The organism is Cellvibrio polysaccharolyticus, assembly GCF_015182315.1.
Lineage (GTDB): Bacteria > Pseudomonadota > Gammaproteobacteria > Pseudomonadales > Cellvibrionaceae > Cellvibrio > Cellvibrio polysaccharolyticus.
Genome location: NZ_PRDL01000001.1, coordinates 1,328,504 through 1,350,900, shown reverse-complemented (window position 1 = coordinate 1,350,900; position 22,397 = coordinate 1,328,504). Strand labels below are relative to the sequence as shown.

The following is a 22,397-nucleotide window of genomic DNA, read 5'->3' as shown; positions in this document are numbered from 1 at the left end:
GACAACTCATGAACATTCTCGTGATTGGCAGCGGCGGACGTGAACACGCACTGGCCTGGAAAGCGGCGCAAAGCCCACAGGTTGAAACCGTATTCGTTGCACCGGGCAATGCCGGTACTCATCTTGAAAACCGTGTTAAAAACGTTGCTATTGATATTCTCGACTTTGAAGCGCTGGCCAATTTTGCCGAGCAGAACAACGTAGGCCTGACCATTGTTGGCCCGGAAGTTCCGCTGGTTGCCGGCGTGGTGGACTTTTTCAACAGCCGTAAGTTGCCCTGCTTTGGCCCCACCAAAGGCGCGGCACAACTGGAAGGCTCCAAAGCCTTTACCAAGGATTTTCTGGCTCGCCACAAAATTCCGACCGGTGATTACCAAAACTTCACCGAGGTTGAACCAGCCCTCGCTTATCTGCGTGAAAAAGGTGCGCCGATTGTTGTAAAGGCTGATGGTCTTGCCGCCGGTAAAGGCGTCATCGTTGCAGAAACCCTGGAGCAAGCCGAAGAAGCAGTGCGCGATATGCTTTCCGGTAATGCCTTCGGCGATGCCGGCTGTCGCGTGGTTATCGAAGAATTTCTCGATGGCGAAGAAGCCAGCTTTATCGTGATGGTTGATGGCAAAAATATTCTGCCAATGGCCACCAGCCAGGATCACAAACGTGTAGGCGATGCCGACACCGGCCCGAACACCGGTGGCATGGGTGCTTACTCTCCGGCACCAGTAGTGACTGCCGAAGTCCATGAGCGTGTGATGCGCGACATCATCCGTCCGACGGTTGATGGCATGGCTGCTGAAGGCAATGTGTACACCGGTTTCCTGTACGCCGGCCTGATGATTGATAAAGAAGGCACGCCGAAAATCATCGAATACAACTGCCGCTTTGGTGATCCGGAAACCCAGCCGATTATGTTACGCCTGCAATCTGATCTGGTTGCATTGTGCCAAAGCGCACTGAAAGGTGAACTCGACAAAGCCACTGCAGAGTGGGATCCGAGAGCCTCTATCGGCGTTGTTCTGGCAGCCGGTGGCTACCCTGGCGATTACGCCAAAGGCGATATCATCAAAGGCTTGCCCACCGAAGAAGTCGCTGGCGAAAAAGTATTCCACGCCGGCACCACCAGCAAAGACGGCAACACCGTCACCGCTGGCGGCCGCGTACTCTGCGCTACCGCACTGGGCAACACCGTTCGTGAAGCGCAAACCCGCGCTTATCAACTGGCCAGCAAAGTCCAGTGGAACGGCGTGTTCTACCGCAAGGATATCGGCTACCGCGCTATTGCACGGGAAGAGGCCTGATACCAATAAAAAACGGGGCGTTGATCGCCCCGTTTTTTATTCAATTGCCTGTTCAAATTTTTTATTTGTCGATAACTCAGGGGGCTCAACAAAGCAGCCCACCTCCCCCGCTAATACTTTATCGCCCACTCTCCTCTACCGACAGCCTATGCCTTTGAGATGGTTACGGAAGTGGATAAATTTTCAACAGTAATCTGATACTATCCCCTCCAATGTGCACAGCGAAGGTGCGTTTGAAACCGCACACAGCATCGGTTTAAAAACACCAACGCACCTGTCGCCAAAAACAACAAACATTCAATAAAGAAGACTAACCGCACCAACTAGATTGGAAAATTTATCGCCCGGTGCAAGGAATTCAACAAGGGAGCTCAAACTACATGCAATCTCTTCCCCCTATTTATAAAACCACCTGCAAAAGCGCGCTATTAGCCATGTTACTCACCAGCCTGATTAGCTGCGGTGGTAGCAGCAGCAGCGGAGGCAGTAAAAATAGTAGTAGCACATCTATCACTTCATCAAGCAGCTCATTTTCAAGCAGTTCTATTTCAAGCGCCATCACCAGCTACAACCTGACCTACAGCGCAAACGCTGGTGGCAGTATTTCAGGTCAGTCCTCTCAGAATGTTGCAGCAGGAAATACTGGCAGCAGTGTCACGGCTATACCCGCTGTAAATTATCGCTTCACTGGCTGGAGTGACGGATCATTGAAAGCCACGCGCACTGACAGCAACATCCAGCAAAGTGCCACACTAACGGCCAATTTCGCACCTGAAAACATATGGTCAACAGCTCCTTACTCAGGAGCAATGTCACTGGAAGTACTCGGCCCTCGTAGCGTAAACGTCTCCTGGGACGATAATGAACCCCGCACAATAATGGTTATATCTGACGGGATTACTGCTGAGGTCAGCATTGGTGAATTACCGGGTGTTAGTTGGCATGCAGGGGTAACTTCGCCTTTCAAATTGGAAAACCTGAAAGTTGATCAGCCGGTGTATGTTGCTCTTCAGCAAGACGATGTAATCACCGCCTGGAGTAGCACCACGCCCCGCAAGTGGATAGCGGATGGAGAAATCAAAACCATTCAGCAAATGGAAAACGGCAACATCTTTCTCGGTGGTGATTTTGAGTATATTGCACCGGATCATGGCTCTGCGGTACTACTCCCCTCCGCCAGCAGCGGTATTGCCAATCCCACACCACTGGCGTTCCCCCACGTCAATGGTCTGGTTTACTCTGCAGTCGACGATGGGCAAGGCGGGTGGTTTATCGGCGGCAACTTCACCAAAGTGGGCAATCACGAAAAACCGGGATTTGCCCATATCGACCGCATGGGACAGGTATTACCCTGGCAGCCCGTTGAAGGGGATATTCGTCAGATTAAAAAACGTAACGGTATTTTGTACATAGGCGGCACCTACAAAACAGTATCCAATTCCTACCTGGTTGCTCTTAGCGCTTTTGAAATCAATAACGATACTCCTGAATTTCATGTAGAGCTGGCCGACCCTGCCGGATATCCGGAGTATCCAACATATGTTAATCAAGTAGAACTGGCGAAGGATCGAATTTATGTTCACGGCCATATCAACTTTCCAGACAACATTGTAGCCATTGATTACAATGGCAATATTTTGAACTGGCCAACGGAATTAATTGATTTCTTTAGTCCGCTAAAAATTGTTACCTTTAATAATGATCTATATATTCAAACTGAAGTTTTTATGCTGCCTTTTTTTTACAAAATTGATGCAGCAGGAAAAGCTGGCCAATTAAGCTTTGATCTTCCTGGAGAAAGACTTTGGGGAATTTTCAGTGACTCTGAATATTTATATATAAACATAGCATTCAATGCGGCAGCAATCGGAGAAAAACCCGCAGGGATTATTCGCCTGGATGCTCAAGGTAATAGAAGTTTTTTGAATATTCCATCCTCGCAAATCCCACACGGCACCACAGTAGTTCATGATGAAATAATATACTACATCAATCGACATCGGGATGAACAACAAGTGAAGCTACGGGCTTTCTCTCTCAAGGACAACAAAGACATTCCCTGGGCAACTTCAAGCTACCCATCAACAGTATCTGTTTCCGATGACACGGTTTTGATCAGCAGTACTGTCTTATTCGCTGGACGGACTTACAGGCCAGGGCAGGCCGTACTTAATGAAAATGAAGAGTTACTACCGGAAATAACAACTGATTCCAGTGGGACTCGTTTTCACCCCTAATTGACCCTTTCTGCCTGCATGGAAAGGAGTGACGTAGCACTCGGCTTTAATTGCGAGCCCACTGTGCCGGTTTTTAACAAGATAAGGCTGCCGGTTACCGCTTACGGCCATCATTAAACCAACGCATTTAAAAAAATTTCATATTGGAACTACTACGGGGAAAAGTAGCTGCACTAATTCTAGTCCAGCTATTTTTTTAAAAATTGAATGGTCAAATTTTCGTGGTTTTCTTCACAAGGAGTAACTATGTTGCGAATCCACATAAACTCAGGAGCCTTGTCAGCCCTGATTATTACCGTCATTTCAATAGTGCTTTCAGCATGTGGTGGCAGTGGGAATGACAAAAACCACCAATCCAGCTCCGGGGCATCATCAAGCTCTCCGGCTGCTACCTACACTTTAGTTTACAGCGCAGACAGTGGAGGTAGCATCTCCGGCGAAGCATCACAAAACGTAGCTGCCGGAAGTTCAGGCAGTAGTGTTATAGCCAAGCCAGCGAATAATTACCGTTTTGCCGGGTGGAGTGACGGCTCATTTAAAAGTCAGCGCACGGATGGTAATATCCAAACGAATACCTCGCTTACTGCCCGCTTTAAAGCCGCTGACATATGGTCGACAGCCCCCTATGAGGGTAACCTCGCTCTGGAAATTGACAGTTCTTCATCTGTAACAGTCACGTGGCGAGGTGGTCAACGTCGCACACTGTTGATTTCGCATAATGTTGATCTTTCAGAAGCTACTACTCTCACCGACGTTACCTCTCCTTACCAATTACAAGACCTTGTTAGTGATCAACCTCTTTATGTGGCAACCCGGGAGGATGATGTCATCACGGCATGGAGCAGCACCACGCCTCGCAAAATTGTTGCTAATTACCCCATTAATAGTATTCAGATTGGAGCCGATGATACCCGCTACCTGGGTGGCTATTTCACTATGTTCGGCGCTTTACAAAAAAGCACGGCATTATTGCCTTTACCAGGCAGTGCACAAACAGCTCCCCTTGCCTTTCCGGAAACTGACGACTATGTAACAACTGCACAAAGTGATGGTTCAGGGGGTTGGTATCTGGGAGGTTTATTTACCCGTATTGGAGATCAGGAAAGAATTGGTTTTGCGCATATCAATGCGCGCGGAGAGATCACTTCATGGGCCCCGGGAAAAGGCACTGTTCATAATATTTATGCATACGAAAATCGAGTTTTCATTGTAGAAAGCTCCCATGACTCCTGGAATCCTACGACCACACTCAAAGGTTACCGCCATGGCGCATCGGAGCCCGATTTGAATATGCCGCTTAATAACTCCAGTGTTGAAATCATCAGAAAGGGAGATATTCTTTATATCGCACAGGACAACTCTCAACTACCTTTGGTAGCTTATGATCTGAGTGGCAACAGATTGGAATGGTCTCCTCCCTTAGCTCGCGGTGTAAAGGCGTTAGCTACGCTGGATGAACTAATCTTCGTCGCTACCGGAGAGTCTTCAAACAACCTCAGGATATACAACGAAAGTGGAGAGCTGATTCGCATTATTGATTATATTTATGGCGAAATAAAACAGTTACAAGCTGATGATCAATATATCTACGCATCGGGTTACATTGATGTCGATAAAGATCGCCGAAAATCACAAATCATCCGTATCGACAAACAGGGTAACCATCATCCGTTTAAAAATTCACTGACTGTAGCTGCCAATGACGCCATTCTAGTGCATGAACAGGTTCTCTATTTTACTGCGCACGGTGCCCCTGGAGATAAAATGTTCGGTAAAGGCTTGCAAGCTTACTCGCTGCGAGACGATGAATTTATACCATGGGAATCGGGAGCTTCCGAAGGTATACACCACCTGACTATTTCCGATAAAACTCTGCTCACCAGTGGCATACAGCGTGTTGCAGGAGGAAAGTATCGTCGTGCTCTGGCGTCCTTCAATGCCGACGATCAATTAACTGATTGGAAGGTACAAGCTATCGGCTATGTATCCTCACTCTCCTGGTTTAATGGCACCTTATATGCAGGAGGGAAATTTGATATTGAGGGAGCGTTACCTCGTTCCCATTTGGCTGCTTTTGATATGGACGGTTTCATCACCGATTGGCAACCTGATACACACCCATACAATAGCTCATTGGAAATTAATATAATTAAAACGGACAGCTCCGGCGTTTACGCGGGGGGGCTTATATCAGCCAGTGACCTATATCAATCACAAGCCTATTTGTTGGCGATTGATCATTCAGGAAGCGCCTTACACCACACCCGGCTCCATTTCCCGGAGGGTGAGCGCTCTTCAATTACAGACATAGCATTAATCAATGACAAAATTTTTTTCACCGGGCCGTTTACGCGTGTAAATAACAAAGATCGCTTCGGCATAGCTGCCGTAGATAAGGCAGGTAATCTCTTGCACGATCATTTCGAAAATCTTATCTACAAATCCACCACAGCAATGGCCAACAACGGTAACAAAATTTATGTAACAGGGACATATTCAATAAGCCCTTCGATTTTTTTGCAAAAATTTGATGCCAACACCAATCATTCGAACTGGAGCAAAAGTTGGGGAATGGACTGGGCAGTACCAATAGCACACTCAATATCCACCTACGCAGATAAAATTCTCATTGGCGGCCATAACATCAGCATGGAGAAAGGGTTACTTGTACTGAATGAAAAAGGTGAAGTCATTGACGAAGGAAATCTAAACGGGGTTACTGCTCTCGAAATCAAGAATAATCAGTTGTTTGCCGCACACAGCCTGACTATTGAGAGCGACTTTGACTCATTTTCCTACAACCAGGATCTTGCTGCTTACAAAGCATTCAACCTGAAGCTCCCACTGGGAGAACAATAGATATTTTTAAAAACCAACGCTTTTCCAAATCGTTGCCGCAAACAATTTTTATATAGATGAGCTATAAATTTTATCCAAAGGAGCAATCAAAAAATGATTGATAACAGGAAAAAAATGGGATTTTTTTTGAGGTTTCCACTTATAGCCACGCTGGCTATTCTCACCGCATGCGGGGGTGGAAGCGACGGTAGCAAAAGCAGTTCTCCAGCCAAGTCATCCAGCAATTCATCTTCGAGCGCCGTAACAACCAGCTATAATTTGACTTATAGTGCTGGCGCAGGGGGAAGCGTTTCAGGCCAGATCTCTCAAAGTGTAGTAGCAGGAAGTTCTGGCAGCAGCGTCACGGCCGTAGCCGCTGCCAACTATCGCTTTGCAGGCTGGAGTGACGGCTCCCTCAAAGCCGCACGAACTGATAATAACATTCAACAAAATGTCACCTTGACTGCAAACTTTGTCGCAGCCGATTTATGGGTAGCTGCGCCTTATTCCGGACAGATGTCGTTGGAAGTGCTCGGCCCACGCAGCATCAATGTCGTATGGGAAGGGAATGAACCTCGCACCATTATGGTTTCCACTCGCAATGATGTGGATGCAAATATTGGCGAGATAGCCGATGTTAACTGGCATGTTAATGTTACCCCGCCATTCAAATTGGAAAATCTTAACGTTGATCAACCGGTATACGTTGCTATTCAGCGAGATGATGTGATCACAGCATGGAGCAGCACCACGCCTCGCTCAATTGTTACCAATGGTCCGATCCAGACTATGCAACTGATGGATAATGGCAATATTTTTATCGGGGGAGCATTTCAACAAATCGGACCAGGTCATGGTACTACGGCGCTACTGCCATCAGCACAAAGTGGGGTAGATACCTCAGCCCCTCTTGCATTCCCGTCAACAGACAAACCTATCTGGACAGCCGTATCGGATGGCAACAATGGGTGGTACATCGGGGGAGATTTCAAAAAAGTAGGCACCGAGGATAGAGCCGGATTTGCTCATATAGACCATACCGGAAAAGTACTTCCGTGGATGCCAGTGGAAGGGCAGATTACTCAGATAGTTAAAAAAGAAAATGCACTCTATATTGCAGGAAACTACAAAACCGCCAGTCATCCTTACGCAACAGCTGTAGCTTCTTTTGAAGAGGGCAAAATAAACCCTACGATATATAAGTATTTAGGTGAGGATGAGAGTCATCGCGTAAATAGCATAGCACTATCAGACTCCACTATTTATATCGGAGGCACTTTCGTGGGAGGCTATAGAAATATTTACACTAGTCTGGCAGCAATGGATTACCAGGGAAATTTCCTTGATTGGCCAAAATCAGCTAACGGCTTGCCAGTTGTGAAAGTTATTGAGCTGAACAACAACGTTTATGTAATGAAGGCTGGCCCCTTCATGGGTAACAGTTTTTGGGAAATCAATGCACAGGGAGAAGAGAAGCTCCTTGTGGTGGATATTGCTGACCAATCTATCTACAACATCTACCGGGATGAAGATTATCTCTATATCTCGGGTTCTTTCAGCACCACAGCACCCAACTTCGTTACACCACCTACGGGGAACAACAGCTCCAGTAAAGAGTTTAACCTTTTACGACTGGATACAAGCGGAAATGTCACTCCATTAAAAATACCTGAGCTCCGGTACGCGGATGCTCCTATTGCAATCAACAAAGGCGTTGTTTATTTTTCCGATACCAACAGTGAGACCAGCCTGCGAGTCATAGCATTTACCTTTCCCGACTTAAGCACCAAAAAAATGGAGGTATTTGCGGGAGATTCTCTACAATCCATCTTTCCATCTGATGACCTGCTTCTGCTTTCCGGTGCGCAGCTTCTGCCTGGTGGCAGAGCCCAGACTAACCTGGCACTAATCAATGACAAAGAAGAATTACTCCCATGGGTTTCACCCGATATAGGTGAAGTTTATGCGTCCACCAAGGTAGAAGGTATTTTCTACAGTGGCGGCAACGAAATGGCTGCATTTGACGAAAATGGCAATCGTCAATCCTGGAAAGTTAATCTTGTGTCAAGAGGTCAGGTTGAAGCCGGCTGGCCGCCTATGCCTCCTAATATTACCACCATGGCATCTCATAAAAATCAGATTTACATCGGTGGAAATTTCAATCTTATGGATGAAAGCAACTCCATTGTACTTGGTAAAAATTTTGTCGCGCTGAATCAATCACAACAACTACTATGGAAATTTGATCAACCGATATACGATGTAGGGAATATTGGAGTCAATAGTGAGGCTCTATATGTGGCTGACGTCCTTCTTGTGAACGATGCCATCTCTCAATATGATCACCAGGGAAATTTTATTAGAAAAATCGACGGTATAGAAGGTTTAACCCCATTCCATGTGGGCGAGACAAAGCTATTCTTTCGTCCTGAAATAAACCAATTGAAGGCAATGAATACATCGGGAGATCTGTTGGACTGGCAGCTGGAAATAAATGAAGAAAGCTCCAATGGTCACCCAAGTAGAATTCAGTTCATTACCACAAACAATGAAAAAATATTTTTAGGTATGCAGAATTTGCATTGGCCATATGCAGACCGTAAAAATGCGCTGCGCGTTTATGACCAGACAGGCAACCTGCTTGAGCAAAATAATATGACCAACATCACGGGATTGCATGTAAAAGGCGATACGCTTCTGGCTACCAGCTTATTGGACGCACCGCTCTACGAGTCCCATTATTATTTCCATACCATTAAGATTTTTGATCTGAACAAGCCTTTAGCCGATCAGTAAAAACCAGTCTACCTCACCTCGGTGGATAACTGCCTTCATAGCCAGTTATCCACCAAGGCGATATACCCATCTATTATCCCCCCTGTTTTAATCACTTTCCTTTCACAAAATTTCTGCAAACATCCAAAAAACAGCGCTTCCGGTGAAAATAGTCTATACAGAAGAAGCAGGAAAATATTTCTATAAATCCGGCCACCTTCGGGAGGAATTATGCGCCTCAATCACACTCGCCTGTTTCTGGCAATGACATTTTGCTCGCTATCCGGTATCGCCTCTGCGGCATCGTTCCAGATTCTGGAACAAAGCCCGGCTCATCTGGGTACCGCGTTTGCGGGTACAGCTTCCAATATTAACGATGCCAGCACGGTCTATTTCAACCCGGCAGCCATGGGCAGGCTGGACAGCCGTGCTTTCACTGTCGCCGGTAATGCAATTTTTACGCGAGCCAAATTCAATGATGATGGCTCGAACACAGGTACCATAACCGGAAAAACTGATGAAATTGGCCTCGTTCCCAATATCTACTATATCCAACCCCTGTCGGACCGACTGACGTTCGGGCTTGGCATTAATGCGCCCTACGGCCTTGCCAGTAAATATCAGGATGATTGGGTAGGCCGCTACCTCGCGACACACAGCGAACTGGAAGTAGTAAATGTTAATGCGACCTTTGCATTTGACTTGAGCGACACTTTCTCAGTGGGTGTTGGTGTGAACTATCAGCGGGCAGAGGTCACTCTCGAGAGTAAGGTGGATTCTACTTTCGGTGTAGCACCCTCGCCCACCACCGATAGCAACGCCAGGATCAAAGGTGATGACGATGCCTTTGCTGCAGATGTCAGTCTCTATTTTGCTCCCTCTGAAAGTACTCGTTTCGGCCTGGTATGGCGCCAGGGGGGTGAATTCAATCTGGACGGCAATGCTGACTTCACCTTGAATGCTGCCTGTGCACCAGGACAAGGTTATCCAACCGGTGCACCACCCGCGCCAACCACAGGAACTATTTGTGCTGGTGCACTGGGGGCACTGGAAGGTAAAGCCAAAGCAGATTTCACCCTGCCGGATACCATCACCTTCAGCGCATCCCAACAACTGACCCAATACTGGTGGGTTCATGCGGATGTCGCCTGGACTGAGTGGAGCAGCATTCAGGAGGTTGATGTGCTGAATGCTGGCAATGGTCAAATGATCAACCAGCTTGAGCTGCTTTACGATGACACCATGCGTTACGCAATCGGCTTTACCCATAAGTCAGATTGTCCGTGGACATGGCGCTTTGGTATTGCCATTGATGAAGCGCCGCAAACCAATCCGTTGATTAACAACCCTCGTATTCCTGATCAGGATCGCTTGTGGTTAAGCGCGGGCTTTAATTACGAGTTCTCACCGCAAATGTCTATGGATGTGGGTTACACCTATATCAAAGTGGATAAAACCCATATCGATAACACCAATCCGCAAACGGGTCATCAGGTTGCAGGTCACTTCGATGCCAATGTGAATATTCTGGGTGTTCAGGCCAACTGGAAGTTTTAAGGCAACCGCAGAGAGTTCGGATTGGACTCTCTGCATTTCAAATACTTATCATTATTTTGACACCAAATAAAAAATCCATCTAATAAATTAATTTTTGCCAAAAAACAAACGCACCAAAACCTTCATTCACAAAATCCGCAAAAAAACTGTAAAAAATTGTTGAACAACGCGTAAGCATCTATTAACTTCCCCCGCCTTAATACCTATACGTTAAAACACGCCAAAGGATTGATCTCGTTTCGGGCATTCTATCTTTTGGATAAAAGCCCCTAACAAAACATAGACTCAAGGGATTGCAAATGAGTGGTATTCCTTTATTCAACTTTGCCCATTTGGGTAAATTTTTCAGCATCGCTGCACTGGCCCTTTCCATTACCGCTTGCGGAGGGGGTAGCGGAGGCAGTAGTAGCCAGCAACCAGCACCTGCCTCTTCTGCAAGTTCGTCGGTCGTAATTACACCACCAGCCAGCCAATCTTCGATAACCTCCTCATCGCTGGATAACAGCTCCTCGTCAATTGCAGTAAGCTCATTAACTTCCAGTGAATCGTCAAGCTCCAGTGCTGCGACGTCACAAAGCTCATCTGCATTAAGCTCAACGCTAAATATCGGGGGAGGCACTACCTCTTCCTGGCAAGCCAGCTCTTCCTCAACTCCCATTAACACTGCCAGCTCCAGCTCCAGCTCCAGCTCCAGCTCCAGCTCCAGCTCCAGCTCCAGCTCCAGCTCCAGCTCCAGCTCCAGCTCCAGCTCCAGCTCCAGCTCCAGCTCCAGCTCCAGCTCCAGCTCCAGCTCCAGCGCACAGAGTATGAGCAGTGAAGCGTCATCACAAACAAGTACATCCAGTTCTTCTTCAACATCATCAAGTAGTATTTCTTCGTTGAGCAGCAGTAGCCCATCTTCATCCGTAAGCAGCTCATCATCCAGCCAAGTGGCTGTTCCAATTGTAGATGCGGGCCCGTTAGCCTCTGTGGAAGCCGGGGCAGTGTTCAGATTTTCTCCTACGGCTACTGCTGTAAATGGACAGACAATTGTCTCTTATTTATGGGAGCAAATTGATATTACAGACGTGAGGGTAATTCTCGATAATGAAGATCAACCCAATTCATCATTTTCTGCACCATATGTTTCTGCAACTACTACACTGAAGTTCAGATTGACCGTAACTGATGACTTAAACGGAACATCATCAGATACAACTTCAGTTACTATCAATGCTGACCCTGATGCTCCAAAGATTCATGTAACCTTCCCCACCCCGGGAGCCAACTACAATCCGTCTTCGAACGACAATAAAATAGCAATCTTTGGAAAAGCTCAGACAAAAGCAGGGTCTTCACTTAGCAAGATTACCGTCATTGCCATCACTGAAAACGGATCAACTTCTCCAGTAAATGCCGTAATTTCCGGCAACAATTGGAGAGCAAGTGATTTTTCAATACCTGCAGATATTTCCAGCATTACTTTTAATGTAGTAGCCGAAGATTCACTGGAGCGGATTTCGGAAGCCTATCTCCGACTTGGTACATCTGAAACAAAGCGCGCTCTTCTTTTTCCAAACAGCCGAACGCCAAAAGGCCTTTTGTGGGATGAGGAAGAAAAAATTCTCTGGCTCCTGCATTCTGGATTTTTCACAGATTCGGTTAGACTCGAACCTATAAATCCTCGCTCGGGAGCCGTAGGCGATTCAATCCTGACTCAACCTTTAGCAACTCACACAATGATCTTCAATAAAGATCAGAGTGAGTTTATCGTCTCAGGTGGTGTATGGTCTGAAACTGCAAAACTACATTCTGTTCAAAAATCGGATGGCTTGATTACCGTTATTTCAGGTGATGAGCGCGGAAATGGCGAGGAGCTCGGTATAGCATCTGCAGGACTATCCTTGGCTTCTGGCGAAAATCACATCTACGTTGGTGAAAATAATACTAATGGTTTTTCTGGAATTATGAGAATTGATATATCTACGGGTAATAGAGAAGTTCTTCTGGAATCAGAAGATAGGGAATCACCAGGCTATGCAATAGCCGATATAGCCTATAACGAATTAAATGGTGAAGTGATTATTATCTATAATAACTATATCGAATCCAGCATCCACTCATGGAATCCAGACACAAAAATTTTAAAAAAAATTAATAAAACAGATACCAAATTAATTAACAAAGGTAAGATAATAATTTTCGGTGAAGATGTTTTTGCAATTTCTGCGGGCACTAATCTGATTAAGATTAACCTTTCAACTGGTCTGGTTTCACCCATTAGCAATAATTTGATAAGGACCGGTGGTTTTGACAAATTATTTACCTATTCCGCAAGTGATCAGCTATTTTATATCATTAGCCGCACTGAAATTGATGATGAATTAGGGCATGTAATTTCGGTCGTTGATGAACTATCTGGCCACGTCATTGATCTCGTAGGACAGTAAGATATTGCGAGGAAGCGCGTAATGCGCTTCCTCTTTTTGACTTGGAACTACCGCCACCTCTTTACCAACCAGGTATTTCGGCTTAAATAAGTAGCCCAGCCGACCCCAAAAGCATTCGTTTCAATATCTACCTCTTGATTTCAATCAAATTCCCTATCGCTCCTCTTCATAAAATATCACCCTTGTCAGATCCACCAAGGGGATAAATTATGAGCCACCTGCAGAACAAAATTGCCCTGGTTACCGGAGCGGGTTCCGGTATTGGCCGCGCGGTCGCTTTCGCCTACTCTCAAGCTGGTGCTACCGTGTTGGTATCTGATATTGATGATGCTGCAGGCGAAGAAACTGTCAGCCTAATCCAGCGAACGGATAGAGAGGCTGTCTTTATAAGGGCAGACGCCGCCCGCGCGGAAGACCACAATAAGCTGGTTCGAGTGGCGCTTGAGCACTTTGGCGGACTGCATATTGCATGCAACAACGCCGGAATTGGCGGCCCTTCCATTTCTACAGGCGAATATTCTATAGATGATTGGCAAAAAGTTATTAATGTCAATTTGAATGGTGTTTTCTATGGTTGTCGTTATCAGATTCCGGCAATGCTTGAATCGGGAGGTGGGGCAATTGTCAATATGGCGTCTATTCTCGGGCAGGTTGGATTCGCCAACAGCCCGGCTTATGTAGCAGCAAAACACGGTGTGGTTGGTTTAACACGCACTATCGCTCTTGAGTATGCGGCCAAAGGAATCCGAGCCAACTCCGTAGGGCCTGCTTTTATTAACACACCACTGCTGGAACATATGGACAAGGAAACCATTCGCTATCTGGAAAGCAAACATGCCATCGGCAGATTGGGCACCGCGGAAGAAGTGGCTGAGCTGGTGCTTTGGTTAAGCTCGGAAAAGGCCTCCTTTGCAAATGGTGGATATTATCCGATTGATGGTGGCTATTTGGCACAGTAAAGGTGCGTCGTGATGTAGTGATGCATCGCGGCGCGTCCCATCGTTGCCATTACCCGGCTTTATCTGCTCATACAGGTTGAAACGACCTCCCCTCTCATCCCCCACGACTTACCAGGTCACAAAATCGATAATTCCTGAAAAGTGCTGCAAAAACCAGGCTACTTTTACATAACCTGCTTTCCGCACCGGAGGAGAAAAACCTCCCAGCCAATAACTTTATTAATCTTATGATCTGGTTTCTGACCCTTCACATTGCAGCGCTATTGATCTGGTGTGCAACTTTGTTGTACTTGCCGCCGCTGATTGCTGGCAATTATTCCGGTGCTATGGCAGTAGATCGGCAATCGCAGCATCATAATTCTATCGCGCGTTTTGTGTTTACACATGTAGCAACCCCCGCTGCTTTACTGGCAATTATTGCCGGTACTATCGTTTTTCTGATTAACCGGACCCTGGAAAGCTGGTTGATTGCCAAATTAACGCTGGTAACGGGGCTGGTGATTGGTCACACGCTGACGGGCGTTTTGATTTTGCGGGTTGAGCGCGAAGGTGATCGCTGGTTGGCGTGGCGATGCTGGTTGCTGGAGGCGGTGATGGCAATTCTGATGGTGCTTATTATCTGGATAGTGCTGGATAAGCCGGAGCACGGAGCATTGCTGTGAAACAAAACAATACTCCCGCACACGCTTCCATAAAAATTATTTCAGGCCCGTTAACGGGTAATGTCTTCAATAACTGTCGGCTCAATATCAACACCCACACCGTGTTCATACACCAGTTGGCCACCCAGGTAACCTGCAGCGCTGATCAACACACCGGTAATACAGGAGAGAAAAATACCCCAGGGCACCAGCAGGGCTGCCGCGTCATCCAGGCGCAACAACCAATTAAGCGAAGCGAGCGACAACATCATCACCGCCAGGATGGCATGACACCAGGCGGTGATCAAACGGCGAATGCGCGGCACCAGTACCAAATCCAGCAAGCCGGCCATGCCGGAAATCCAGCCGCCGAATGCACCTATACCAGCCAACCACAAACTGGCTCTGGCCCAAAAATAATCTTCCGTCATCCAGTAACCAATATCGCTGGCAATCAGGCCAACCAGTGCCGCGACTGGGAAATGAATCAGCATCGGATGGATGGGATGTCCACCGATGGAAATTTTACTGATAATCGACTCCGGGGCCATAGTGTGTTTTTTCCTGCCAATAAAATGATAAATAACTGCGGTTTTTTTTCTGATAACCGAAGAAAGTGTAGTCAGCGTTTATCACTTGCGCGCAAAGCCATGTCGCAAAGCCCACAAAAATCGTCTACAGCCCGACTGATGTACTTACCCCTGATGTTTTTATTAAGCGCATGCTCCGGGCCGTTTTCCATGCTCGACGCTCAGGGCCCTGCCGCGAGAGACGCCTTGTTTTTATGGTGGCTGATGTTTGGCATGTTCAGTGTCGTTTTTTTCGCAGTCATTATTTTATGGTTTGTCGCCATTCGCAAAAAACAGACGCCGCAGCACAACACCGCCACCATGCACCGCCGCTGGATTATTGGTGGCGGGCTGATCCTTCCCATCAGCGCGATGATTCTGATTCTATTTTTTGGCATCCCCGCCGGGCATCGCATGCTGCCCTTGCCAAGCGACAGTGAAGATATTTTTGTTATCGAAGTGACCGGGCATCAATGGTGGTGGGAAGTGGTGTACCCGGAGCACGGCATACGACTGCAAAATGAAATTCATATTCCAGCCGATACGCCGATTGATATTCGTTTGACCAGCAACGATGTTATTCACTCTTTTTGGGTGCCGCAGCTGGCCGGCAAGCTGGACATGATTCCCGGTAAAACCAATACGCTGCGTTTACAAGCCGATTACCCGGGCGAGTATCGCGGGCAATGTGCTGAATTTTGTGGCCTCAACCATGCCTTTATGCAGTTCACGCTAACGGCTCATTCACCGGAAAATTTTGCACAGTGGCTGCAGGAGGCACAATAAAATGACGCAACAAAGTCTTTCCTTTCCTGCCAAATTTCATCAGCAACTGGAAAAAGTCTGGGGCAATCTTTCGGGTTGGGGTTCGCTTGCAGCGGTGAATCACACCTCCATCGGTGCACGCTTTATGGTGACCGGTATGTTTTTCTTTCTGGTCGGTGGTTTGCTCGCCATGCTGATCAGAACTCAACTGGCACTGCCGCAACAGGAAATTCTCAACGCCGAGGTGTACAACCAGGTGTTCACCATGCACGGCACCGTGATGATGTTTTTGTTCGCGATTCCGGTGCTGGAAGGTTTGGCCATGTATGTGGTGCCGAAAATGCTCGGCGCGCGCGATCTGGTTTTTCCGCGTATCAGCGCACTGGGTTATTACTGCTATTTATTTGGCGGATTGATTATTTTATCCAGTCTGGTGATGGGTATCGCACCGGCCGGTGGCTGGTTTATGTATACGCCGTTGAGCGATGCCACCTTCTCACCGGACAAAGGTCCGGATTTTTGGCTGATCGGTATTACCTTCGTAGAAATCTCGGCGATATCAGCCGGTGTTGAGCTGGTGGTGTCCATTTTGCGAACCCGCGCACCAGGGATGACACTGGATAAGATGCCGATTTTTTGCTGGTACATCCTGGCCATGGCCTTGATGATTGTGTTCGGCTTTCCGCCGCTGATTCTCGCCAGTATTTTGCTGGAACTGGAACGCGCTGCCGGTTGGGTTTTCTTCGCGGTGGATGGCGGTGGTGATCCGCTACTCTGGCAACATTTATTCTGGCTATTCGGCCATCCGGAAGTTTACATTTTGTTTTTGCCCGCGGCCGGTATTGTATCAACGCTGATACCGGTATTTGCCGGTCGCCCGCTGGTGGGTTATCGCTGGGTAGTGTTCGCTATTATTGTGATGGGTTTTATCAGCTTCGGGTTATGGGTGCACCACATGTTTACGGTGGGCATTCCGCAACTGGCACAAGCATTTTTCTCGATCGCCAGTATGTTGGTGGCCATTCCCACCGCGATTCAGATATTTGCCTGGATAGCCACGCTATGGACCGGCAAGGTGACCTTTTCACTCCCCATGTTATGGATTACCGGCTTTCTGATCATCTTTGTCTGCGGTGGTTTGACCGGCGTTATGTTGGCGCTGGTCCCCTTTAACTGGCAAATCCATGACACCCACTTTGTGGTCGCACATATGCATTACGTGCTGGTGGGCGGTATGTTTTTCCCGTTAATTGCCGGGCTTTATTATTGGCTGCCACACTACTCCGGGCGCATGCCATCGCACCTGCTGGGGCGCTGGGCCTTCTGGCTTACCTTCGTCGGTTTTAACGTGACCTTTTTGTTGATGCATCTCACCGGTTTGCTCGGCATGCCACGGCGCATCTACACCTACGAAGCCGGGCTGGGCTGGGATTGGCTCAACCTGCTCTCTTCGGTGGGCGGCTTTATTATGTCGATTGGTATCGCCATGTTGATTATCGATATCGCGCTGCATTTCCGTTTTGGCCGACCGGCGCAGCACAACCCCTGGGGGGCCGACACGCTGGAGTGGGCCACCGGCACACCACCGGGCTCTTATAATTTTGCCAGTATTCCCTCGGTTTCCAGCCGTCATCCGCTGTGGGACAACCCGGATTTACCGGCAACGATTGCCGCTGGTGAACACCACCTCGCCACCATTGAACACGGCCGTCGAGAGACGCTGGGTACCGACCCGATCAATGGAAAAATTCGCGATATCACCCACGTGCCTTCCAACTCATGGATTCCCTTGCAAACAGCCATTGTTATCGCCATGGTCTGTTTGTGTTTATTAAATAAAATTTACTGGGGCGCGCTGGCCGCCGCTATTGTTGCGTTTATTATGTTGTTCCGCTGGAGCTGGCATAACGGTGCTCACCCGGTAGCAGCACCGGTACGCGATGACGACCCGGTAAACCCGCCGCTACATTCGCGCACGTTTGACGGCCCAGGCTTGTGGGGCATGGTGGTGACGCTGCTCTCCAACGGTACGCTGTTTTTGTCGCTGCTATTTGGCTGGTTTTATTTATGGACGGTTGCACCTAACTGGCAAATACCTGACCACAAAGCCTTCTCTATCAGCGGACTTCTTATTAGCGGTGTCAGCCTGACACTGGCCGCCTGGGTTTACCTGAACACGCTAAAACGCCTGCGGCAAAAAAATGACCAGCACCTTGAGCGCCGCTTGTGGATAAGTACCGCGCTGGGATTGTTTCATATTGCCTTGCTGATTTTTATTTTTGCCGCTGCCGAGTTGCAACCGCGCGCCATGGCACACGACGCGATACTTTGCGTGATGATGCTTTATCTGTTGTTACACAGCGGCATGGTGGTCATTGCAACCCTGTTGCAAGCACTGCGTGTTCGTAAAGGTTATGTCAGCCGCACCCTGCCCTACGAACCCATGGTGTTGCAACCGCTGTGGTTGTATTGCCTGAGCATTTACTGGATCAGTCTTGCGGTATTTTTACTGCTGCCACAAATGCGGGGGCTGTCATGACGCACCCAAATCACCCCTTGCAATTAATCTGGGGCCTCACCCTATGGGCCATCTGGTTTGTTGCCGTTTACGGCGGGCTGTCGGTTGCTTGCGCCGCAACCGACTGGCAACGGGAAAGCCCGCTATCACTTAACAATGCTCTGTTACTGCTGGCAACGGTAGCTACCGTGCTGTTGCTGCTTTGGCTGATGAAACGCTGTTGGCGAGCAAGACACCCGGCAGCCGGCCATCGCCGCTTTATTGCGGTTGTTTCTGCAGCGCTGTACGCCGCTTCCGCTCTTGCCACTATCGCCGTAGCAGTACCCATTATGTTGTTGCCGCCCTGCGTATGATGAGAAATTTTTCATGTTAAGAACTCTGCTTTCATTCTCCCGTCACAGTTTTTTCTGTTTGTTTTTATTATCTTTAATCTCACCGGCTTACGCACACAGCCCCTTAACCAGTCGGGGTGAAGAATGGTATGCGGCCATACTCAGTACGCTGCTGCTGGCGATTGTCTGGTTACTCTATATTGTCGGTAGCCGACGCGTTAAAGCCTCGTTGTGGCAGCAACTCTCTTTTCACAGCGGCATGATAATCTGTTACCTGGCGGTGCTCGGCCCGCTGGACGAATGGGCAAAAACCAGCGCCACCGCCCATATGGTGCAACACATGGTGTTGATGCTGGTGGTCACACCGCTGTGGGTGTTAGCCAGCCCGCTGGCCCAGTTCCACGCCTTTGGCAAATGGCTGGTGCGGTTGTGGCAACCGTTTTTGTTGATGGTGCGCTACCCGATGTTAATGGCCTATCTTCACGGCGCGACCATCTGGTTTTGGCACATCCCCTACTTTTACATGTTAGCGCTGGACAATGTCTGGTGGCATGTTGTCGAACACGCGTTCTTTGTTGTTACCGCCGGGCTGTTCTGGTGGTCAGTACTCAAGAGCAACCACCTGCAGGCGCACTGGGCGTTGCTGGCCAGTTTGCTAACGTTAATGCATACCGGTTTTCTGGGCGCCCTGCTCACCTTTGCACAAAGCCCGTTATACGGTGATACCCGCTCGCTTGCCGATCAACAGTTAGCCGGGTTGATTATGTGGGTAGTTGGCGCTGGCCCCTATCTCGCCGCCGCCTGTTGGGCAGCAGCGCGCTGGTACCAACAACGCTTGCGCAGACAGCCGGCCAGCGAACACTGAGCTCTTGCGCAGTGCAGGCTGCCCACACACTATTTTTTGACCAACCGTCGGGAAATTTATGAAACGCAGAACTCCAAAAATCAGGCGTCCGCTGACCAACTTGCAGCAGTTACTGGATTGCATATCCCAGGGGTCCGCCAAAGAGGAATGGGTGTCGCTGGGTACCGTGGTTGAAGCCATTGGCAACCGCTCGTTCGGCCCGCTGTTATTACTGCCAGGAATTGTGCTGGTTTCGCCATTAAGTGGCATTCCCGGTATGGCTACTTTCATGGGAATTCTGGTATTGTTAATCGCCTCGCAACTACTCATCGGCCGCCACTATTTCTGGCTCCCACAATGGCTATTGGCGCGGTCATTACCTGGTGAAAAAGTGTTGTTGATGATCGAATGGCTACGGCGTCCGGCCAGGTCTGTTGACCGGTTTTTACGTCCGCGTCTGGATTTTTTCATTCAGGGCATCAGTATTTATCTGATCGCAATGTTATGTATTGCGATGGCCCTGTTTATGCCTGCCATGGAATTGATTCCCTTCTCCGCCAGCAGTGCCGGGATCGCACTGACCACCTTTGGCCTCGCCCTCATTGCCAACGATGGTTTGCTAGCCTGCATCGCTTTCAGTATTTCTGCCCTGACTGTGATGCTGGTGGTACAAAGCATTCTCTAACTCCCCTTCCCCCATCCTGATTTCTCCTGTGGATTCGTCCGGGCACGCAGAGTTTACTGATACTCCACAGAGAGCACTGTTTCACAAAAATATTTATACGCCAATTTCAGGGACGGCTAGACTTAAAAAATCTTTTTGATAACAGTCACTTGTCAAAAAGAGTCATGCGGCGCCGCGAGGGAATAGCGGCAGAATTGATGTGACCGGGTAGATGGCTATCGCCGGTGCCGGGTTGTCGCCAATAGCAAGGAACAGACTTTCACTATCCCCTGATACAACCGCGATGCAAACCCGTGCGGTTCGGCGTTGGTCGGGGCATTCAAACCACCTGTTTTTTTTACGAACGTTCAAGGGAGTTATACCAATGACTTGCAGGATGACATGTGCTTCCGCGATTTTTACCCTCTTCTCTGCATTGACCACGTCAGTGGCGTTTGCTCAGAGCGGCAGTAGCGCATCCAGTGTTGAAAAGTTTGATTTTCAACAAGTCGTGGACAAAGCGCGCCAACTCGCCGAACAACCTTACCAGGCGCCGCCGGAAACACCGGCATTTTTGCGCGAACTCAGCTATGACGACTACCAGGCAATCCGCTTCAAACCGGAAAGCAGTTTATGGCTGGAAGAAGGCTCCAACTTCAATGCCATGCTGGTACCGCCCGGGTTGTTTTACAACCACACGGTAAAAGTTAACGTTATTGAAGATGACATCAGCAAGACACTGGGTTTTGATAAAAGCAAATTTACCTACCCGAATGCCCACCTGGAAAAATTGATTCCGGCTGATCTCGGCTATGCCGGGTTCAAACTCACTTTCCCGCTTACCGGTCCGGATGTACAAAACCAGTTTCTGGTTTTCTCCGGAGCCAGTTACTACCGTGCCGTTGGCCGCGATAACAACTTCGGTATTTCGGCGCGCGGTATCGCCTTGAACACCGGCCTGTCCACCGGCGAGGAATTTCCGTCCTTCGTTGAGTTCTGGTTGAAAAAACCGGGCGTCGAAGACCGGGTAATGACTTTCTTCGCATTGCTGGATGGCCCATCGGTAGCAGGTGCTTATCATTTCACCGTAACCCCGGGCGACGAAACCACCGTAACGGTAAGAACCATGTTGTTCCCGCGCAAGAACGTCGAGTTGTTCGGTGTAGCACCGCTCACCAGCATGTTCTTCTACGGCGAAAACACCCGCAAACCCGCTGGCGAATGGCGCCCCGAAGTGCACGACTCGGATGGCTTGCTGATTCACGACGGCCCGTCCAATGAATGGCTGTGGCGTCCGCTGCGCAACCCCGAATCGCTGACCATGGATTATTTCAGCACCGAAAACGTGCGCGGTTTTGGCTTGATTCAGCGCGACACGCACTTTACCAACTACATGGATCAGGAAGCCCATTATCAATCGCGTCCCAGCACCTGGATTGAAACCCAGGGACAATGGGGTAAAGGCCAGGTGGTACTGGTACAACTGCCCACACCGGATGAAACCAACGATAACATCGTCGCTTTCTGGAAACCTGAAGCGCAAGTAACCGCGGGCAACCCGATTCAACTGTCTTACAGCGCCCGCTTCGGCGGAAAAGATATCGCGCGTGAAACGCTCGGCAAAACCCAGGACACTTTCGTTGGCGATGGCTCCATTGTCGGCGGTGGTAACCAGGCCGGTGCGGTGCGCGTGATTGTCGATTTCGCCGGAGGCCCACTGGATATTCTCGCCACGAACGCACCGGTAGTCGGTTCGGTTACCGCGATGGATGACGGCGAAGTGATTGAGCATTTTGTGGAATACATCGCCTCGCTGAAGCGCTGGAGACTGTCCATTCTTGCCCGTCCGGCTTCCGGAAAATCCCTGTCGTTGCGCGCCTTCCTGAAACAGGATGAGCAAACCCTGACAGAAACCTGGACCTACCAGCTACCGGCCGGCCATGACATTTTGCGTGTGATCAAGTAAGGGAGTCG

General features: G+C 48.7%; 17 protein-coding genes. 14 read left to right on the top strand and 3 right to left on the bottom strand.

Translation table 11 applies throughout. The annotated features are described in order from the left end of the window. The first annotated feature begins 8 nt into the window (after positions 1-8). The 5 genes from purD to C4F51_RS05660 all read left to right on the top strand — a co-directional run bounded on the left by purD (position 9) and on the right by C4F51_RS05660 (position 10,702). Positions 9-1,295, top strand: a complete 1,287-nt coding sequence (gene purD, locus C4F51_RS05680) for a phosphoribosylamine--glycine ligase (RefSeq protein WP_193907983.1) — start codon at positions 9-11, stop codon at positions 1,293-1,295. A 380-nt stretch (positions 1,296-1,675) separates the two neighbouring features. Continuing rightward, positions 1,676-3,532 carry an InlB B-repeat-containing protein gene (locus tag C4F51_RS05675; RefSeq protein ID WP_193907981.1) on the top strand — a complete coding sequence of 619 codons (1,857 nt, stop codon included), beginning with the start codon at positions 1,676-1,678 and terminating at the stop codon, positions 3,530-3,532. 246 nt (positions 3,533-3,778) lie between these two features. Then, positions 3,779-6,391 carry an InlB B-repeat-containing protein gene (locus tag C4F51_RS05670; protein WP_193907979.1) on the top strand — a complete coding sequence of 871 codons (2,613 nt, stop codon included), beginning with the start codon at positions 3,779-3,781 and terminating at the stop codon, positions 6,389-6,391. 93 nt (positions 6,392-6,484) lie between these two features. Beyond that, positions 6,485-9,166, top strand: a complete 2,682-nt coding sequence (locus tag C4F51_RS05665; RefSeq protein WP_193907977.1) for an InlB B-repeat-containing protein — start codon at positions 6,485-6,487, stop codon at positions 9,164-9,166. Between the two features lie 210 nt (positions 9,167-9,376). After that, the gene (locus C4F51_RS05660; protein ID WP_193907975.1) at positions 9,377-10,702 is read left to right on the top strand and encodes an OmpP1/FadL family transporter; all 1,326 of its coding nucleotides are present in this window, start codon (positions 9,377-9,379) and stop codon (positions 10,700-10,702) included. Between the two features lie 196 nt (positions 10,703-10,898). On the opposite strand, the gene C4F51_RS05655 is transcribed toward C4F51_RS05660, so the two are convergent. Together C4F51_RS05655 and C4F51_RS05650 are read right to left on the bottom strand one after the other, a co-directional pair. After that, the gene (locus C4F51_RS05655; RefSeq protein WP_193907973.1) at positions 10,899-11,366 is read right to left on the bottom strand and encodes a hypothetical protein; all 468 of its coding nucleotides are present in this window, start codon (positions 11,364-11,366) and stop codon (positions 10,899-10,901) included. Next, positions 11,360-11,530 (bottom strand): hypothetical protein, encoded by a 171-nt coding sequence (locus tag C4F51_RS05650; RefSeq protein WP_193907971.1) that lies wholly within the window; start codon positions 11,528-11,530, stop codon positions 11,360-11,362. Before C4F51_RS05650 ends, C4F51_RS05655 begins: the two co-directional genes overlap by 7 nt. On the opposite strand from C4F51_RS05650, the gene C4F51_RS05645 reads away from it, so the two are divergent. From C4F51_RS05645 to C4F51_RS05635, 3 genes are all read left to right on the top strand, one after another. After that, positions 11,509-13,131, top strand: coding sequence for a PKD domain-containing protein (locus tag C4F51_RS05645; protein WP_193907969.1), 1,623 nt, complete (start codon positions 11,509-11,511; stop codon positions 13,129-13,131). The two genes, C4F51_RS05650 and C4F51_RS05645, sit on opposite strands and share 22 nt — an antisense overlap. Positions 13,132-13,340: 209 nt before the next feature. Next, positions 13,341-14,090: an SDR family NAD(P)-dependent oxidoreductase gene (locus C4F51_RS05640; protein ID WP_193907967.1), complete on the top strand. Its 750-nt coding sequence runs from the start codon at positions 13,341-13,343 to the stop codon at positions 14,088-14,090. Positions 14,091-14,317: 227 nt separating this feature from the next. Next, complete coding sequence (locus tag C4F51_RS05635) at positions 14,318-14,752, top strand: CopD family protein (protein WP_193907965.1); 435 nt, start codon at positions 14,318-14,320, stop codon at positions 14,750-14,752. Positions 14,753-14,802: 50 nt separating this feature from the next. Here C4F51_RS05635 and C4F51_RS05630 read toward each other — a convergent pair whose 3' ends face one another. Then, positions 14,803-15,282: a DUF2231 domain-containing protein gene (locus tag C4F51_RS05630; protein ID WP_193907963.1), complete on the bottom strand. Its 480-nt coding sequence runs from the start codon at positions 15,280-15,282 to the stop codon at positions 14,803-14,805. 189 nt (positions 15,283-15,471) lie between these two features. Between C4F51_RS05630 and coxB the strand changes: the two genes are divergently transcribed. The 6 genes from coxB to C4F51_RS05600 all read left to right on the top strand — a co-directional run bounded on the left by coxB (position 15,472) and on the right by C4F51_RS05600 (position 22,389). Beyond that, a complete protein-coding gene (gene coxB / locus C4F51_RS05625; protein ID WP_202987626.1) occupies positions 15,472-16,086 on the top strand; it encodes a cytochrome c oxidase subunit II in 615 nt (204 codons plus the stop codon). Between the two features lies 1 nt (position 16,087). Beyond that, positions 16,088-18,604 (top strand): cytochrome c oxidase subunit I, encoded by a 2,517-nt coding sequence (gene ctaD, locus C4F51_RS05620; protein WP_193907959.1) that lies wholly within the window; start codon positions 16,088-16,090, stop codon positions 18,602-18,604. Beyond that, on the top strand, positions 18,601-18,936 hold the full coding sequence (locus C4F51_RS05615; protein WP_193907957.1) for a hypothetical protein: 336 nt from the start codon (positions 18,601-18,603) through the stop codon (positions 18,934-18,936). The genes ctaD and C4F51_RS05615 overlap by 4 nt, the downstream gene beginning before the upstream one ends. Before the next feature lie 13 nt (positions 18,937-18,949). Further along, a complete protein-coding gene (locus C4F51_RS05610; RefSeq protein ID WP_193907955.1) occupies positions 18,950-19,780 on the top strand; it encodes a cytochrome c oxidase assembly protein in 831 nt (276 codons plus the stop codon). Between the two features lie 58 nt (positions 19,781-19,838). Then, complete coding sequence (locus C4F51_RS05605) at positions 19,839-20,444, top strand: exopolysaccharide biosynthesis protein (RefSeq protein WP_193907952.1); 606 nt, start codon at positions 19,839-19,841, stop codon at positions 20,442-20,444. A 376-nt stretch (positions 20,445-20,820) separates the two neighbouring features. Continuing rightward, entirely contained in the window at positions 20,821-22,389 is a 1,569-nt protein-coding gene (locus tag C4F51_RS05600; protein ID WP_193907951.1) for a glucan biosynthesis protein, read from the top strand. Positions 22,390-22,397 lie beyond the last annotated feature (8 nt).

What these genes read in the sequence shown, in the direction of transcription:
- purD (WP_193907983.1), top strand. Translation starts at nt 9, where the DNA reads ATGAACATTCTCGTGATTGGCAGCGGCGGACGTGAACACGCACTGGCC.
- C4F51_RS05675 (WP_193907981.1), top strand. Translation starts at nt 1,676, where the DNA reads ATGCAATCTCTTCCCCCTATTTATAAAACCACCTGCAAAAGCGCGCTA.
- C4F51_RS05670 (WP_193907979.1), top strand. Translation starts at nt 3,779, where the DNA reads ATGTTGCGAATCCACATAAACTCAGGAGCCTTGTCAGCCCTGATTATT.
- C4F51_RS05665 (WP_193907977.1), top strand. Translation starts at nt 6,485, where the DNA reads ATGATTGATAACAGGAAAAAAATGGGATTTTTTTTGAGGTTTCCACTT.
- C4F51_RS05660 (WP_193907975.1), top strand. Translation starts at nt 9,377, where the DNA reads ATGCGCCTCAATCACACTCGCCTGTTTCTGGCAATGACATTTTGCTCG.
- C4F51_RS05645 (WP_193907969.1), top strand. Translation starts at nt 11,509, where the DNA reads ATGAGCAGTGAAGCGTCATCACAAACAAGTACATCCAGTTCTTCTTCA.
- C4F51_RS05640 (WP_193907967.1), top strand. Translation starts at nt 13,341, where the DNA reads ATGAGCCACCTGCAGAACAAAATTGCCCTGGTTACCGGAGCGGGTTCC.
- C4F51_RS05635 (WP_193907965.1), top strand. Translation starts at nt 14,318, where the DNA reads ATGATCTGGTTTCTGACCCTTCACATTGCAGCGCTATTGATCTGGTGT.
- C4F51_RS05630 (WP_193907963.1), bottom strand. Translation starts at nt 15,282, where the DNA reads ATGGCCCCGGAGTCGATTATCAGTAAAATTTCCATCGGTGGACATCCC.
- coxB (WP_202987626.1), top strand. Translation starts at nt 15,472, where the DNA reads ATGCTCGACGCTCAGGGCCCTGCCGCGAGAGACGCCTTGTTTTTATGG.
- ctaD (WP_193907959.1), top strand. Translation starts at nt 16,088, where the DNA reads ATGACGCAACAAAGTCTTTCCTTTCCTGCCAAATTTCATCAGCAACTG.
- C4F51_RS05615 (WP_193907957.1), top strand. Translation starts at nt 18,601, where the DNA reads ATGACGCACCCAAATCACCCCTTGCAATTAATCTGGGGCCTCACCCTA.
- C4F51_RS05610 (WP_193907955.1), top strand. Translation starts at nt 18,950, where the DNA reads ATGTTAAGAACTCTGCTTTCATTCTCCCGTCACAGTTTTTTCTGTTTG.
- C4F51_RS05605 (WP_193907952.1), top strand. Translation starts at nt 19,839, where the DNA reads ATGAAACGCAGAACTCCAAAAATCAGGCGTCCGCTGACCAACTTGCAG.
- C4F51_RS05600 (WP_193907951.1), top strand. Translation starts at nt 20,821, where the DNA reads ATGACATGTGCTTCCGCGATTTTTACCCTCTTCTCTGCATTGACCACG.